Origin of the sequence: Myxococcus hansupus, assembly GCF_000280925.3 — a bacterium.
GTDB lineage: Bacteria > Myxococcota > Myxococcia > Myxococcales > Myxococcaceae > Myxococcus > Myxococcus hansupus.
On the sequence record NZ_CP012109.1, the window covers coordinates 5,748,409 to 5,764,844 of the forward strand.

At 68.6% G+C, this 16,436-nt stretch carries 11 protein-coding genes; 8 read left to right on the top strand and 3 right to left on the bottom strand.

From position 1 onward, the window contains the following. Positions 1-231: 231 nt before the first annotated feature. The 7 genes from A176_RS22260 (at position 232) to A176_RS40090 (ending at position 9,358) form a co-directional block, all read left to right on the top strand. Complete coding sequence (locus A176_RS22260) at positions 232-738, top strand: GbsR/MarR family transcriptional regulator (protein ID WP_002637079.1); 507 nt, start codon at positions 232-234, stop codon at positions 736-738. After that, positions 735-1,478: an ABC transporter ATP-binding protein gene (locus tag A176_RS22265; RefSeq protein ID WP_002637080.1), complete on the top strand. Its 744-nt coding sequence runs from the start codon at positions 735-737 to the stop codon at positions 1,476-1,478. The genes A176_RS22260 and A176_RS22265 overlap by 4 nt, the downstream gene beginning before the upstream one ends. Before the next feature lies 1 nt (position 1,479). Beyond that, positions 1,480-3,588 (top strand): ABC transporter permease, encoded by a 2,109-nt coding sequence (locus A176_RS22270; protein WP_002637081.1) that lies wholly within the window; start codon positions 1,480-1,482, stop codon positions 3,586-3,588. A gap of 4 nt (positions 3,589-3,592) precedes the next feature. Next, a complete protein-coding gene (locus A176_RS22275) occupies positions 3,593-4,894 on the top strand; it encodes an ABC transporter permease (RefSeq protein WP_002637082.1) in 1,302 nt (433 codons plus the stop codon). 4 nt (positions 4,895-4,898) lie between these two features. After that, complete coding sequence (locus tag A176_RS22280; RefSeq protein ID WP_044890699.1) at positions 4,899-5,681, top strand: outer membrane lipoprotein-sorting protein; 783 nt, start codon at positions 4,899-4,901, stop codon at positions 5,679-5,681. Continuing rightward, positions 5,678-7,288 carry a hypothetical protein gene (locus tag A176_RS22285; protein WP_002637084.1) on the top strand — a complete coding sequence of 537 codons (1,611 nt, stop codon included), beginning with the start codon at positions 5,678-5,680 and terminating at the stop codon, positions 7,286-7,288. Before A176_RS22280 ends, A176_RS22285 begins: the two co-directional genes overlap by 4 nt. Positions 7,289-7,465: 177 nt before the next feature. Next, complete coding sequence (locus A176_RS40090) at positions 7,466-9,358, top strand: hypothetical protein (protein ID WP_021781495.1); 1,893 nt, start codon at positions 7,466-7,468, stop codon at positions 9,356-9,358. Here the strand turns inward: A176_RS40090 and A176_RS22295 are convergent. Both A176_RS22295 and A176_RS22300 read right to left on the bottom strand, forming a co-directional pair. Beyond that, complete coding sequence (locus A176_RS22295) at positions 9,348-10,442, bottom strand: EAL domain-containing protein (RefSeq protein WP_044890698.1); 1,095 nt, start codon at positions 10,440-10,442, stop codon at positions 9,348-9,350. The two genes, A176_RS40090 and A176_RS22295, sit on opposite strands and share 11 nt — an antisense overlap. Before the next feature lie 8 nt (positions 10,443-10,450). Further along, entirely contained in the window at positions 10,451-11,902 is a 1,452-nt protein-coding gene (locus A176_RS22300; RefSeq protein ID WP_002637087.1) for an LVIVD repeat-containing protein, read from the bottom strand. A 184-nt stretch (positions 11,903-12,086) separates the two neighbouring features. Here A176_RS22300 and A176_RS22305 point away from each other — a divergent pair, with 184 nt between their 5' ends. Next, positions 12,087-15,734, top strand: coding sequence for a PD40 domain-containing protein (locus tag A176_RS22305; RefSeq protein WP_044890697.1), 3,648 nt, complete (start codon positions 12,087-12,089; stop codon positions 15,732-15,734). 9 nt (positions 15,735-15,743) lie between these two features. Here A176_RS22305 and A176_RS22310 read toward each other — a convergent pair whose 3' ends face one another. Continuing rightward, positions 15,744-16,214, bottom strand: coding sequence for a hypothetical protein (locus tag A176_RS22310; protein ID WP_002637089.1), 471 nt, complete (start codon positions 16,212-16,214; stop codon positions 15,744-15,746). Positions 16,215-16,436 lie beyond the last annotated feature (222 nt).

Below are 16,436 nucleotides of genomic sequence, written 5' to 3' on the forward strand. Positions count from 1 at the left end.
TCGCATGACAGACCCGCACCCCATGATGGGGAATCCAGGGCCCGCAGCCGCACCCGGCTGTGGGCCCTGCGCCTTGCCACGCGCGCCTTGAAAAGGGTCCGTGGCCCTGGCCCGGCGTACAGTCCATTCAGTATTGACTGAACGATGTCCGCCACTTAAAAGCCTGCCCGCCCACCTGGCTGCCAGTGGCCCCGAGACGGGGCGCCCGGCCGGTGCGGCTTGGGGACAGGCATGGTGGAGTTGGAGACCGCCGAGCGCCGCTTCATCGAATCGATGGGGCAGTACTTCGAGCGGCGAGGGGGAACGCGAATCAGCGGGCGCATCTACGCGCTGCTGATGATTGCGGGCAAACCCCTGTCGAACAAGCGCATCGCCACGCTGCTCAACGTGAGTGCGGCGTCGGTGTCCACCAACCTCCGGGAATGCGCCGACATGGGCCTCGTGGAACCCACCAGCGTTCCCGGGGACCGCCAGCACTACTACGTCATTCACTCCGAAGGGTGGGAAGGCAGTCTTCGGGCCGCGGAGGACGGGTTGAAGTCCTTTGCCCGCATCCTGGGCGCGGCCCTCGAGGTGCCCCACCTCTCTGGAAATCAAAATTTACGCGACGCGTCTGACTTCTGTGCTTTCTACCTGACAGAGCTCGCCGGCATCGCCCAGCGGTGGCGCACGGCCCAGGCCCCGCGTGCCCCTCGCCCCGCCAAGACCTCCAAGACTCCGAAAGGACGCACCGCATGAATCCCACCACCCCGCAGTCTCCCATCGTCTCCATCGCGAACGTGACCAAGGACTACACCCTGGGCAAGGTGGTCGTCCCGGCGCTGCGCGGGGTGGACCTGGAAGTCCACGCCGGTGAGTTCATCTCCATCGCGGGTCCTTCGGGCAGTGGCAAGACGACGCTGCTCAACCTCATCGGCTGCGTGGACACCGCCACCGGCGGCGTGGTCCGCGTGGCCGGCCAGGACACCAAGCAGCTCACGGAGCGGCAGCTCACCAACCTGCGCCTGCACACCATTGGCTTCATCTTCCAGAGCTTCAACCTGGTGCAGGTGCTGAGCGTCTTCCAGAACGTGGAGTTTCCCCTGCTGCTCCAGCGCAAGCTGGACAAGGCCCAGCGCCGCGAGCGGGTGATGCAGCTCCTGGAGCAGGTGGGCCTGGCCAGCCACGCCAAGCACCGCCCCAACGAGCTGTCCGGTGGCCAGCGCCAGCGCGTGGCCGTGGCGCGCGCGCTGGTCACGCGGCCGCAGTTGGTGCTGGCGGACGAGCCCACCGCCAACCTCGACTCGGTGACGGGCCAGAACATCATCGACCTGATGAAGGAGCTCAACCAGAAGGAGGGCACCACCTTCATCTTCTCCACCCACGACGCGAAGGTGATGAGCCACGCCAACGCGGTGGTGCGGCTGGCGGACGGCAAGTTCCTGGACCGCATCAGCGCCGCCGAGGCCAGCCGCGCCATGGCCTCCGGGAGCCACTGACATGGGACACTTCCGGTTGTTGCTACAGGTGGCCTTCCGCAACCTGTTCACCAGCAAGATCAACCTGCTCATCGGCGGCATCATCTTCTTCGGCACCCTGCTCGTCGTGGTGGGTGGCGCGCTGATGGACAGCATGGACAGCGCGATGAGCCGCAGCATCATCGGCAGCATCGCCGGGCACATCCAGGTCTACTCGGATGACTCGAAGGACCCGCTGGCGCTCTACGGCAGCATGAGCGGCGAGCCGGACCTGACGGCGCTGGACGACTTCAGCCAGCTCAAGCCCTTCCTGGAGAAGCACCCCAATGTCCAGACGGTGGTGCCCCTGGGCACCAGCAGCGCCATCATCACCTCTGGCAACACGGTGGACCTGACGCTGTCGCGTCTGCGCGAGCTGTACAAGACGCGCGACGACGCCGGCGAGACGCCCGCGCTGCGCGAGAACATCGACAGCGTGAAGGGCCACGTGCGGCAGATGGTGGAGCTGATGGCCGAGCAGACGGCCAAGAGCGAGCAGGAGCTGGGCGGCGGCAACAAGGACCCCGCCGAGCAGGAGTCACTCGCCCGCGCGCGCACGGACGCGTTCTGGGACGCCTTCGAGCAGGACCCGTACGGCGCGCTGGAGCTGCTGGAGAACCGCATCGCGCCGCAGATTCCGGACGGCGACATGCTGGAGCTGCGCTACGCCGGCACGGACCTGGACGCCTTCCAGCGCACCTTCGACCGGATGGAGATCGTGGACGGCCAGGCGGTGCCCACCGGGCAGCGCGGCATGCTGCTGTCCAAGCTCTTCTACGAGGAGTTCCTCAAGATGAAGTCCGCGCTGCGCCTGGACCACATCAAGCAGCAGCGGGAGCTCAACCAGAAGACCATCGCCACGGACCCGGAGCTGCAGCGCTGGGTGAAGGAGAACCAGACGCAGACGCGCGAAATCATCTTCCAGTTGGACCCCTTGAAGACGCGGGAGATGGTGTCGCGACTGCAGAAGCTGATGGGCTCGCAGGAAGCCGCGCTGGAGAAGCTGCTCACCCAGTTCTTCACCCTGGACGACGCCAACTTCGACACCCGCTACACGCAGTTCTACGCGGAGCTGGCCCCCCTGCTGGAGCTGTACCGCCTGCGGATGGGTGACACCCTCACCATCACCGCCTTCACCCGCACCGGCTACATGCAGAGCGCCAACGTGAAGGTCTACGGCACCTACCAGTTTAAGGGCCTGGAGAAGTCCGCCATGGCCGGCGCGCTGAGCCTGATGGACCTCATGTCCTTCCGGGATTTGTACGGCTACCTCACCGCGGACAAGAAGGCGGAGCTGGCGGAAATCCAGAAGCAGAGCGGCCTGGAGGCCCTGAACCGGGAGCAGGCCGAGGAGGCCCTCTTCGGCGAGGACAGCGGCAACGTCCTGGTGGCGGAGTCCGCGTCGACGGACATCGACGACCGGGCCGCCTTCCTGGGCGCCGAGGAGACCCTCAAGCGCGACGACCTGCTCCAGCGCGTCTACAGCCAGCAGGAGATTGAACAGGGCGTGGCCCTGAGCGCGGCGGTGATGCTCAAGAACCCGGAGCTGCTGGAGCAGACCATGGCGGAGCTGCGGCAGTCCGGGAAGGACGCGGGCCTGAAGCTGCGCGTGGTGTCCTGGCAGGAGGCGGCGGGCATCATCGGCCAGTTCGTGTTGCTCGGGAAGCTGGTGCTCTACTTCGCCGTCTTCATCATCTTCGTGGTGGCGCTGGTCATCATCAACAACGCCATGATGATGGCCACCCTGCAGCGCGTGCGCGAGGTGGGCACCATGCGCGCCATTGGCGCCCAGCGCTCGTTCGTGCTGGGCATGGTGCTGGTGGAGACGCTGGTGCTGGGGCTCGTGTTCGGCGCCGCCGGCTCGCTGGTGGGCAGCGGCTTCATGGCCTGGCTCAACAGCACCGGCATCCCCGCGGGCAACGAGGCCCTCTACTTCTTCTTCTCCGGCCCCCGGCTGTTCCCCACGCTGAGCGCCAGCAACCTGGTGGCGGCGTTCGTCATCGTCCTGGTCGTTTCGGCCGTATCCACCCTCTATCCCGCGTTCCTCGCGACTCGGGTCTCGCCGCTCCAGGCGATGCAGACGGACGAGTGAGAACATGCTCCAGCTCTTCCTCATCGCATTCCGAAACCTCGGCACCCACCGCCGGCGCACCCTGCTGCTGGGTGGTGCCATCGCGGGCGTCACCACGCTGCTCGTCGTCCTCATGGGCCTGTCCACGGGGATGAAGGAGACGATGCTGCGCTCCGCCACCACGCTGTCCACCGGGCACGTCAACGTGGCCGGCTTCTACAAGGTGACGGCGGGCCAGGCGGCGCCCGTGGTCACCGCCTACCCGGCCGTCCTGGAGCAGATTCGCAAGGACGTGCCGGAGCTGGACTACGCCGTCCAGCGCGGCCGGGGCTGGCTCAAGGTGGTGAGCGAGACGGCCTCCATCCAGGTGGGCGTGGGCGGCATCGACATCCAGTCCGAGCCGGGCCTGCGCAAGGTGCTGCAGGTGCGCGCGGGCACGCTGGACGGCCTGGCCGAGCCCGACACGGTGCTGCTCTTCGAGAAGCAGGCCAAGCGGCTCAACGTGCAGGTGGGCGAGGCCGTGACGCTGGCCGCGCAGACGATGCGCGGCACCAGCAACACCGTGGACGTGCGGGTGGTGGCCATCGCCGCGGACATGGGCATGCTGAGCGACTTCGGCATCTTCGTGCCGTCGGACACGCTGCGCGCGCTCTACCAGTTCAAGAGCGACACCGCGGGCGCCCTGATGCTCTACCTGAAGGACATCCAGCAGGTCCCCGTGGTGCAGGCGCGCCTGCGTCAGACGCTGACGGACGCGGGCCACACCGTGATGGACCATGACCCTCGCGCGTTCTTCATGAAGTTCGAGACGGTCAACCGCGAGGCGTGGACGGGCCAGCGGCTGGACATCACCAACTGGGAGGACGAAATCTCCTTCATCACCTGGACGCTCACCGCCCTCAACAGCCTCACGGGCGTGCTCATCTTCGTGCTGATGGTCATCATCGGCGTGGGCATCATGAACACGCTGTGGATCGCCATCCGGGAGCGCACCCGGGAGATTGGCACCCTGCGGGCCATTGGCATGCAGCGCACCCGCGTGCTGCTGATGTTCGTCTTCGAGGCCATGCTGCTCGGCGTGCTGGGCACGCTGGCGGGCGCGGCCATCGGGCTCACGCTGTGCATGGCCATCAACTCGATGGCGGTGAACGTCCCGGAGGCCGTGGCGGTCTTCATCATGTCGGACACGTTGAATCTGGCCGTCCATCCCGCGTCCATCCTGGGAGCCATGGCCTTCATCACGGCGTGCACCACCGCGGTCTCCCTCATCCCCTCCTTCCTCGCCGCGCGGCTCAAGCCGGTGACGGCGATGCACCACATCGGGTGAACACATGCGCCTCATGAACATGCTGTCCGCCGCGGCCCTGGCCGTGGCGCTGCTGTCCGCGCCGGCCGCCCTGGCCATGGAGCAGGCCGAGCAGGTGAAGCTCCTGGCCACCATCGACGACCGCCAGCGCAACGGCGGCGACTACAAGGCGATGGTCTACCTGGAGCAGAAGGAGAAGGGGAAGGCGGACCTCGTCTACGAGCTGGTCGTCTACCGCCGCGACGCGGACGACAAGCTGATGATGCTCTTCACCAAGCCCAAGGCGGAGGCGGGCAAGGGCTACCTGCGCCTGGACAAGAACCTCTGGAACTACGACCCCAACGTGGGCCGCTGGGAGCGACGCACCGAACGCGAGCGCATCGCCGGCACGGACAGCCGCCGCGCGGACTTCGACGAGTCGCGGCTGGCCGAGGAGTTCGACCCCTCCTATGAGGGCGAGGCGAAGCTGGGCAAGTACACCGCCCACGTGCTGAACCTGAAGGTCAAGCCGAACGTGGACGTGGCCTACCCCGTCCTCAAGCTCTGGGTGGACAAGGAGTCCGGCAACATCCTCAAGCAGGAGGAGTACGCCCTCTCCGGCCGGAAGATGCGCACGGCGCTCTACCCCCGCTGGAAGAAGATGTTCAGCGAGTCCAAGAAGGACAACGTCTGGGTGCCCGAGGAGATGCGCATCTACGACGAGGTCGAGAAGGGCAACTCCACCACCATCCTCATCAAGACGGTGGACCTGCGCCCGCTGGAGGCCAACCTCTTCACCAAGGCGTGGCTCGAGAGCAAGAGCCGATGAGCTCCCGCACGTTGACGCTGGCCGCGGCGTTGTCCGCGGCCCTTGCCGGCGTGCCCGCGCTGGCCCAATCCGACGACCGGCCGGACGAAGACGCCCTCTTCGGCGGCCAGGAGGAGACGCCCCCCGAAGCGCCGGCATCGTCCACCGAGGATTCCGTCCCGCGCGACGATGACGCCCTCTTCGGCGGGGACGGCGCGGAGGCACGCCCGGCCTCCACCGACCCCACGGAGCGGCAGCCGACGCTGTCCGACTCCAACACCGGTGATGACCGGGACGCGGACGTGCTGAACGGTCCGGCGTCGCGCAGCGCGTTCGACACCGAGGAGGTGCTGGATGATCCGCTGAAGATTGGCGGTCAGTTCTACGTGCGCGGCTTCATGGCGGGGAGCGAGAACACCTCCTTGCGCAACAGCGCGTTCTCCGCGCCCACGCTGGTGGATGGCTTCTTCGACGCGCGTCCGTCGGACCGGCTGCGCGGCTACATCGTCGGCCGCTTGAGCTACGACCCGGCCCAGCCGCCAGGCACGGCGCCCAACGCCCTGTCGAATCCCCGCGTGCTGCTGGACCAGGCGTGGCTGCGTTTCGACATCGAGCGCACGCTGTTCTTCACCGTGGGCAAGCAGCACGTGAAGTGGGGCACCGGGCAGATCTGGAACCCGACGGACTTCCTGTCGCCGCAGCGACGGGATCCGCTGGCCTTCGTGGACCTGCGCACCGGTGTGTCGATGGTGAAGATGCACCTGCCGTGGGAGTCCAAGGGCTGGAACCTCTACGGCATCGTGGTGATGGATGACCTGGGCACCGACGTGGGCGCCGTCACCGACCCGAGCGGCAGCCCCACCTCCCAGGCCGGCGGAAACAACCCGGTCAACCGGCTGGGCCGCCTGGGCGGCGCCCTGCGCGCGGAAGTCCTGCTGGGGCCCGCGGAGTTCGGCGCCAGCGCGGTGGCGCAGAATGGCCGCCGGCCTCGCTTCGGGCTCGACGTGTCCTCACCGCTGGGGCCGCTGGACATCTACAGCGAGGTGGCGCTGAAGAAGCGCACGGACCGGCCGCTGTACCGCATCCCGGCGGGGACGACGCTCGAGGACATCGCGCAGGGCGGCGTGCAGGTCGAGTCGTACGTGCCCGAGGGCCTCACGCCGCAAGTGACGGCCGGCGCGACGTACAGCTTCTCCTACGGCGACAATGACCTGGCGGTGCTGGGCGTGGAGTACTTCTACAACTCGACGGGCTATACGAGCTCGTTCGGGTACCCGTACCTCATCCTGAAAGACGCCTTCAATCCGCTCTACCTGGGGCGGCATTACGGCGCCGCCTACGTGTTCCTGGACCGGCCCGGTCCCCTGGAGCGGACGTCCTTCAACCTGTTCACGCTGGGGAACCTGTCGGACCGCTCCTTCACCTCGCGGCTCAACGTGACGCACCGGGCGCTGACGTACCTCACGGTGGAGGCGTACGGATCCATGAGCTACGGTCGGCGCGGCGGTGAGTTCCGGCTCGCCATCGACGTTCCGGAGGGGCTCGTGGTGGATGGGCAGGAGATTCCGGCCTTCAACGTCCCCGCTCCGACGTTCCAGTTGGGCGCGGGCCTCCGGCTCAATCTCTGATTCACGCGGGATGTCGTGCGGTTTGGAGGGCCGTGCTCCCGGGTTTCGTGGGGCGCGGCCCTTTGTCTTGGGGCAGGCGGGCAGGCGGCCTTGGGATGCCCGGTCTGCGAGCAGCCCTTCGGGCGCCGTCGCGGCCGTTGGGGTGTGCACGTCCGGGCGAGTGGGCAGATTTTTCCCATGCCCCTCTGGATTGCCATCGCCGCTGGGTTGAGCCTCGGCCAGACGCCGAGCGCTCCAGTGCTCATTCCGCCCGAGGATCCGTCCATCCGGGACCCCGCCGCCGCGGCGCTCCAGGATGCGAACCAACAGGCCGCTGAGGAGATTGACGGCCTGCGGCCGCCGCAGGGGTACGTGTATGAATCCACGGAGGAATCGTCGCCGGCCAGCTTCGTGCTGACGCCTGTGCTACCGGATGGTTCGACGCCTCCGACGACGGGCGAAGTGGCCCTCGACGAAGCGGCGCAGCAATACCAGCCGGTGCCCTCCCCTCTGGAGGACCTGCAACAACAGCAGGCCGCCACCGGTGGCAGTGGCGCGGCTTCCGGTGAGGGTACCGAGGCCGGCGGACTGAATGGTGCGACGGGCCAGCAGGACTTGAGCGGTACCGGGACGGATGCATCGGGCAGCTTCGGGCAGCAGGACCAGAGTGGCTCGGGCACCGGGTACACGGGCACGGTGCAGCAACAGGACCTCAGTGGCGCGGGCACCGGTTACATCGGCACGGTGGAGCAGCAGAACCTGAGCGGAACGAGCACCGGCGACATGGGCACGGTGCAGCAGCAGGACCTCAGTGGCTCGGGCACCGGCAACATGGGCGCGATGCAGCAGCAGAACCTGAGCGGCTCGGGCACTGGTGGCTCGGGCAGCATCGGCCAGCAGGACCTCAGCGGAACCGGCGCCGGCAACATGGGCGCAGTGCAGCAGCAGGACCTCAGTGGCTCGGGCACTGGTGGCTCGGGAAGCATCGGCCAGCAGGACCTCAGCGGCACGGGGACCGGCACTGGCACCGTCGGTCAGCAAGACATGAGCGGCACCGGCAGTTTCGGAACCACCGGCCAACAGGACCTCAGCGGCATGGGGACCGGCACTCCCAGTCAGCAGGCCCCCAGTGGAGCCGGTGGCTCCAGCAACCTCGGGCAGCAAGACCTCAGCGGCACGGGTGGCGCTGGCTCCACCGGGCAACAGGACCTCAGCGGAACAGAGACCGGAACCACCGGCCAGCAGGACCTCAGCGGCACGGGGACCGGAACCACCGGTCAGCAGGACCTCAGCGGCCCGGGCACGCTGGGCGCGCAGCAGGGCAGCGGCGGCACGGGCACGCTGGGCGCGCAGCAGGGCACCGGCGGCGCGGGGACGACGGGCACCACACCGCCCACCGTGACGCCGGGCTCCACCAGCGCCGCCCCCACGCCCGCCTTCATCGGGCGTTCGGACCCCATCGGCCGCTCCGAGCCCATTGGCCGTTCGGACCCCATCGGCCGCTCCGAGCCCATCGGCTATCCCTCCACCGTGGCGCCCGCGAACAACACCGCCACGGGCGGCTCGGGTAACGCCGGCCAGCCCGCGAAGGCGCCCACGCCCGAGCAGCAGCAACTCCAGCAGATGCGCCAGCGCATGAACCAACTCGAAACGCAGCTCAACGAGCGCGACGCCGACCTCACCGTGCGCAACCAGGCCGTGCAACTCCAGGTGGACACCCTCGGTGACCGCGCCGTCGACGCGGAGTCCGCCCGCCAGCAACGGCTGTCCCAGATTCAGGCCGCCGGCCAGTGGATGCTCGCGGCCGATACGGCGCTCGAACAGGGCGAAACGAACGTCGACAACGCGCTCGACATCGCCGACAGCGCCTTCGTCGACGTGCGTGACAGCGCCACCCAGGACGGTCAGGGCGCCGTCGTCGTCCACGCGGAGCGCCTGCGCGCGCTCCTCAACCTCGCCCGGAACGCCGCGTACAACCAGGACATCTACGGCGCACGGCTCGCGCTGCAGGACGCGGGCGTCGAGCTCAGCCTCGCTCGGGCCGCCAACCTGGAACGCTCTGGAACGGGGAACGTCCTGCTCAATCCGTGAAGGACGGCGTCGACGCCACGGGGGGACTCTGCGGGCGGGAGATGAGGTAGCCCTGCACGAAGTCCACCCCGTGCGCGCGCACCCAGCGCAGCTCCTCGTGCGTCTCGATGCCCTCCGCCACCGTGCGAATCCCCAGCGTCCGAGCAATCTCCAGGAGCTTCTCCACGATGGACCCCTTGTACGGGTCCAGATGGACGTCGCGCACCAGCTCCATGTCCAGCTTGATGATGTCCGGACGCAGCCGGTGGATGAGGTTCAGCGACGAGAAGCCCGCGCCCAAATCGTCCAACGCCACCTGGAAACCCGACCGGCGATAGAAGTCGACGATGCCGCGCAGGTGCTCGGCGTCCGCCGTCTGGTCCGTCTCGATGATTTCGAACACCACCCGCTCGGGTGGAATCCGCGCCGCCTGAATGGCCTCCACCGTGGAGCGCAGGCAGAAGTTCGCGTCGTAGATGGCCGTGGGCGTGAAGTTGATGAAGAGGTGCGTGTCCAGCCCGTGCGTCACCGCTTCGCGGATGGCCGTGGTGCGCGCGGCCAGGTCCAACTGGAAGAGCAGGTCCGCATCGCGCGCGGTCTGCATCATCCGCCCGGGCGGCACCAGCGCGCCGTCCGGCTCCCGGCCCCGCATCAACGCCTCGTACGCGAAGATGCGGCCGGTGTCCTGCGCATGGACAATGGGCTGGAAGTGCGTGGTGAGCCGCTGTTCGGCCAGCAGGTCCACCAACCACCCGGCGCGCGTGCGCGTGACGAACCGCTGGAGCGCCCCCACGCGGGGGTAGTCCGCGAGGCCGGGCTCCGCCTCGCCCACCATGAACAGCGCCCGGGTGGCCCGCGCCTCTTCCTGAGACAGCGCGGCCACCAGGTTCGACACCAGGGCCGACAGCGCCCCCTCGGGGACCCACACCACGACGCACCGGGCCTCGGCACGCACCTGAACCTCGTGCCGAGCCTCTCGGAGACAGGACACCAACCGGCCCTGGCTGTGCCCCACCGGGCTCCACAAGAACAGGCGCCCGGCCCCCTCCAGGGAGGACGGAAGCGCCTGACACCTGTCACAGCCCCGCGCGGGGGAGTCGCTCATCACGCCCCCTACTCTACCGTGTCGCGGAAGATGAGCAGCCCCCGTGAGGAGTCCGTCGCATAGATGTAGCCATCACCCGGCACGGAGACCTTGTTCAGGCCCTCGAGGAACACGACGCCGTGGCCAGCGTCCGTTTCGCGCCAGGTGTTGTAGTAGCCCACCTGCCGCGGCTCGCCCGGCACGCTCACATCGACGACCCGCAGGCCGTCCTGGCCGTAGGCCAGATAGACCCTGTTGCCGGAGAGCGCCACGTCGCGGACGGAGACATCCGGCCGCATCCGGAACTCGCCCACCCGGGACACCGTCGCCGGCGCGCCCACGTCGAGCAGGCTCAGGTGCGCGCCCCAGTCCTCGCCCACGTCGAACGCCAGCGTCCGGCCCGCCACCTGCCCCACCGCCGTGGCGCGCGAGGCGGAGCTGGCGAAGCGGCCCAGCAGCTTCGGGCGCGCCGGCGTGGTGACGTCCGACACCGACATGCCGAAGGACCAGTTGCTCACGTAGAGCCGGCCACCTTGCGCCGTCACGCTCAGCGGGACTTCACCGGCCAGCGGTTCGGTGCCTTCCACGAAGTACCGCGTGAGCTGCTTCGGATCCGCGGGCGTGGCGATGTCGTAGACGTACACCTCCGAGTTGGGCGCCGGAGACGCCGCGTACAGGACGTTGCCGTCCATCGAGAGGGAGGTCACCTCCACCACGGACTCGGGCACCGAACGCAGTTGCATCGGCTTGGTGGGGTTGGAGAGGTCGAACACGACCGTGCCGTTGCGCCGGCTGCCCACGTAGAGCGTCTGCCCGTTCAGGAGCGAGGTCGAGTAGTAGTCCGAGGAGGGCTGATGCTGCGCCACCTTGCGCGGCTGCGAGGGGTCGCTCACGTCGTAGATTTCGAAGCCCTTGGCGCCCAGCGTCACGATGGCCAGTCCATTGGACACCGAGACGTTCGTGGCCATGACGCCGGGCATGGCCACCTCGCTGATGAGCTCCACGCCCGTGGCATCGGCCTCCCCCGCCCGGCGCACCGTCCGGACGGCCTCGAAGGTGCCTCGCATGTCCAGGTTCCCGTTGGCGCAGCGACGGAAGATGCCCGTCATCTGCCCGGGCCCGGTCGAACCACACCCGGCGACGGCGAAGCGAACCGTGATGCCGCTGGTGTTCTGGAACTCGCTGGCCATGAAGAACGACTCGGGCGTGCTCTGGCGCTCCGTGGCGTTGAAGCCCATCAGCATCGGGGTGGTGCTGCCGCCTCCCGACAACCTCATGGCAGCCGCGGCACCGCCGCCGTCGTTCAGGTTGATGTTGAGATTCCAGATGCCCTCGGGTTGTACGCCCGCGAGGCTTGAAAGCTGGCAGGCCGACAAATCGATGGCCTCGAGCTGACATTCCGCTTTGGGTTCGGACGAATTGCCGTTGCCGCAAGCGGTGGCGAGCGCCAGGGTGCTGGTGACTGCGAGGAGGCGTTTCATGCCCCCATGCATATCATCCGGCGCCAGCACCCGACGAACCGCTACGCTCCTCCGTGCCCCAAGGAAGCGAAGCCCACCGCCCGTCAAGTAAACGGAAAGAAATACTCGGGCAGCTTGTATACCCGGGTCCCTGGGAGGCAGCCTCCCAGGCAGGTGTAGTCTCGCCGGTACCCCACCCACAGAGGTGCCTTCAGTGAACCCCCGTCCCCTCGCCGCAGCCCTGGTCGTCCTGTTTCTCCCGGGGCTCGCGCTTGCCCAGTTCTACGTCGTGCCCCGGAGGCCCGGGAAAACGCCGGTGAACAGCTACGAGTTCGAGTGGCGACACGCGGACATCCTCGTCGGTCCCGGCGCCACGGGTCTGGCCGAGCCCCCGGACCGGACGGCCCATGAGAATCCGCCGGAGACGCCCGGGGGCGCCAACCCTGGGGCGCCCACGACCTCACCGGAGGAGGGCAACCCGGTGGGACTGCCGCCCGGCCCTGCGCCGGAGACGACGCAGATCACCCCCCGGCCCGAGTCACGAACGGACCTGCCCGGCAGCCCGCCGGTGGCGGACGCCCAGGACACCGACGGCGGCGTCCCCGTGGTGGTGCCGCTCCTGCCGGCCGGTGAAGACGGCGGCACGGAGGATGCGGGCGCCCTGGTGATGATGGTGGACGGGGGCACGGACGGCGGCTCGGTCGCGGCGGCGGGCACGGACGGCGGGACGCCGGATGCCGGCAACTACCTGATGGCCAGCGAGTCCGATGACGGCGGCACGCTCCTGGGCGGCGGCCAGTCGGTGTTCTCCGGCGCCGACGCCGGGTTCAACTACACGTACGCGAAGTCCCTGGGGGACAAGACGGGCGGCGTGCGCTTCTACTTCTATGAGCGGGAGCGCATGGTCGCCGAGCGCGCCGCGCCGCTCATCGAGGAGGCCTACCGCTACCTGGTGGACCAGTTCAAATACGTCCCCACCAAGACGTTCCCGTACATCCTCTACAGCAGCTACCAGGAGTTCCTGCAGACCAACCTCTTCGCCGTGTCCGAGGGCACGCTCGGTCTCACCAGCACCGGCGAGGACTTGAAGCTGACGCTGCCGTACCTGGGTGACCACCGCCTCTTCGAGGAGGTCAGCACCCACGAGCTCGCGCACCAGTTCACCATCCAGAAGGTCCGCACCGTCGCCGAGCAGGCGAAGATGTTCGGCGACCCGCTCCAGGCGATTCCCCTGTGGTTCATCGAAGGTCTCGCTGAGTTCTACGCCAAGCGGGGCATGGACCCGGAAGCGGAGATGCTGGTGCGGGACCTCTTGGTGAACCCGGACCTCTTCAAGGGCTACGCGTTCCTCGACTTCTTCTCCCCCGGGCCCTACGGCTACCTGTGGATCTACAAGGTGGGCCAGGTCCGCGTGTCCTTCCTGGAGGAGGAGTACGGCACCGGCTTCATCCAGCGCGTGTTGGAGGAGTCGCCCCGGCTGACGGGCGGCTCGCGCGACTCACCGGCGCTGAAGTTCGAGGACCTGCTGGAGCGACTCACCGGTGACAACCCGAAGCGCATCTCCGCGCGGTTCGAGAACTGGCTGAAGCGCCGGGCCTTCAAGACGTACCTCGCCTCGGAGCAGTCCTCGCCGGCGTTGGACCTGCTCGACAAGGCGCCGGGCTACACCACCGCCATGACCTCGTCGCCGAACGGCAACGTGCTGGCGCTGCGCACCATCGTCCCGGAGACGGGCGAAAGCCGGCTGTACCTCATGGACCCGCGCATGCCGGACAAGACGGCGAAGGTGACGGGTGACGGCGTGCCGGGCGTGGAGTCGCTGCACCCCATCTCCAACCGCAGCTTCTCGCTGACGAACGACAAGCTGGCCTTCGTCGCCGAAATGACCGGGCGCGACGTCATCTACGTGCAGGACTACACGCACAAGGTGGAGCGGCGTGGCGCGGACGTGCTGGTGCGCCGCAACCCCATTCGCACCGGCATCGACCGGGAAGTGGGGCTGTCGGTGGAGCTGGACGTGGGCGGCCGCACCGCGTACCGCATCGACCGGCACGGCCTCTTGGCGGCGTACTCGCCGGCCTTCTCGCCGGACGGCCGCTGGGTGGCCTTCATCGGCATCAACGACGCGGGTCTTCGGGACATCTACGCCATCGACACGCAGGCGGGCGCGGACGCCAAGCCCCTGCAGCTCACCGACGACGTGTTCTCCGAGCGCGAGGTGACGTGGGGTCCCTCCGGCATCATCTTCACGTCGGACGCGACGTCCCACCGGCAGTTCAACCTCTTCCGCGTGCGCCCGGACGCGCCCCGGCAGGTGGAGCGCCTCACCAGCGAGGAGCGGGACCACACGGCCCCGCTGGCCCTGGCGGACGGGCGCATCTTCTTCACCGCGTTCCACAACAGCAGCTCCGACCTGCACGAGCTGACGAAGGACGGCCGCATCGTGCGGCGCACGGACCTGACGACGGGCCTGTTCGAGCCCGGCCCCGGTCCGGACGGGAGCCTGTGGGTGCTGTTCCACGTCTCCGGTGAGCGGCGCCCCGCGGTGATTCGGCCGCCGAAGATGCTGGCGCTGGACGTGCCCGTGGAGCCGCCGCCGGAGCCGCCCAGTCCCCTGGCGGTGCGCCCGCTCACGGACGCCACGGCCTACGAGCCCTTCACGCGGCAGAACCTGGAGTTCGGTCCCTTCTTCGGCTTCGCGGGCGCGGGCGGCGGCGGCTTCGTGGGCCAGCTCTTCGCGGCGGCCAGTGACCGCATGAAGGACCACCAGTTCCTGCTCACCCTGGCGGTGTACGGCAGCTTCGATTTGACGGACGGCTTCCTGCTCTACATCAACGACAAGGGCCGGTCGACGTGGGGCGGCGGCCTCTTCCAGTCGCTGCGCTTCCGCGTGGACCGCACTTTCGAGAACGAGGGGCAAGCCAGCCAGGCCTTCTTCACGTCCGGCGAGCGGTTCTTCGGCGTGCTCGGCAGCCTGCGCTACCCGCTGAGCACCTTCTTCTTCGTGCAGGGCGACTTGTCCGTGGGTGGCACCAAGTACTTCCTGGATGACTTCACTGAGTTCGAGCTCTTCTTCCCGGAGCGCAACGCCGCCAACATGGAGCTGCTGACCCCGTGGAACGCGCGCAACCGCGCCATCCGCTTCCAGACGGAGGTGAGCGGGACGATTGGCTACGACACCCTGAAGTACCACTACGCCACCGGCCCGCTGTCGGGCAGCGCGGCCATGCTGGAGACCACGGTGGGCGTGCAGCCCTTCAACAACGAGGCCTACGGCAACGTCCGCGTCGACGCGGAGCGCTACTTCCCCATCTACGGCCGCGCCAACGTCTTCATCCGTGGCGGTCTGGGCACCACGCTGGGCGGCCGGTATGCGCGGTCCTACTTCCTGTCCTCGTTCGACACGCTGCGCGGCGTGAACTTCGGTGACATCAACTGGCTGCTCGGCCGGCACTACGTCTACTCCACGCTGGAGGTGCAGTTGCCGCTCAACGACATCATCCGGGTGGCCTTCCTCAGCGACATGGAGGCGATTGCCGGCATCGACGCGGGCGGCGTGGGCGAGGGCCGCGATGACCTGTGGAACCACCGCGTGGTCAACGCCGTGGCGGGCGTCAACCTGGCGCTGGGGCCCCTGCTGTTGCGGCTGCACTTCGCGCGGCCGCTCGACGTCGGCGCCGCGGCCGGGAGGCCGGACCCGGGCTGGGTGACGAACTTCTCGCTGGGCATCGCGGGCCTCAACGGCTTCTTCGACCAGGCGAACACCGGCAAGAGCAATGGCGTGGCGCCCACGCCCATGTCCCCCGCCCTGATGCCGGCGGTGGGCGGCGGCTACACGGCGCCCCGCCACTGAGGCGGGACGTCACGACTGCGCGGCGACGAGGGCGGCGTTGGCCCGGGCCATGGGCCCCCCTTCATTGGGGATGCGCTCGAAGTCGCCGCGCAGCGCCTTGATGGCGAACTTCTCCAGGTCGATTTCCCGGCGCGTCCGCACGCCGAGCGCGCGGAACAGTTCGGACAGCGGGCTGAAGCCGGACAGGCCGTGCTGGAGCATCAGCGCGCCCGCCGCCGTGCTCAGTCCGCGCCAGCGCCCGCCGTCCCGCCGACCGAGCAACAGGCCCAGCAGGCCCAGGGCCGAGGTCGTCACGGCCACGGCGCGGTGGACGTCCCACTCCCGCTCCAACCGCTCGAGGTAGCGCGACATCTCCGCGCGGTCCCCCTTCTCCGCCATGTACCGGACGCAGCGCTCCACGTGCTCGTCGATGCGCCGGTTGACGACCAGCGGCGCATGGGCGCGGACGGTGTCGGACGACGTCTGGTTCCACGATTCCATTTGGGGCCCTCTCTCCCTGACGCGGCGCGTGCGGTTCTCTTGAAGCTAGGACCGCCGCCGCGCCCCGTGCACAGGCCACGCGGGGAAAGAGGGCCCGCTCCGCCCGGCCGCCTGCCCCGCCAGGGGCCCCTTCACGTCCCATTCCCTCCAGGGATGGGCGAGCAGCCAGGTTGGGCAATCCGTTTCCCTTGCACGCGACCGCGGCGCCCTTCCAGCCGCCGG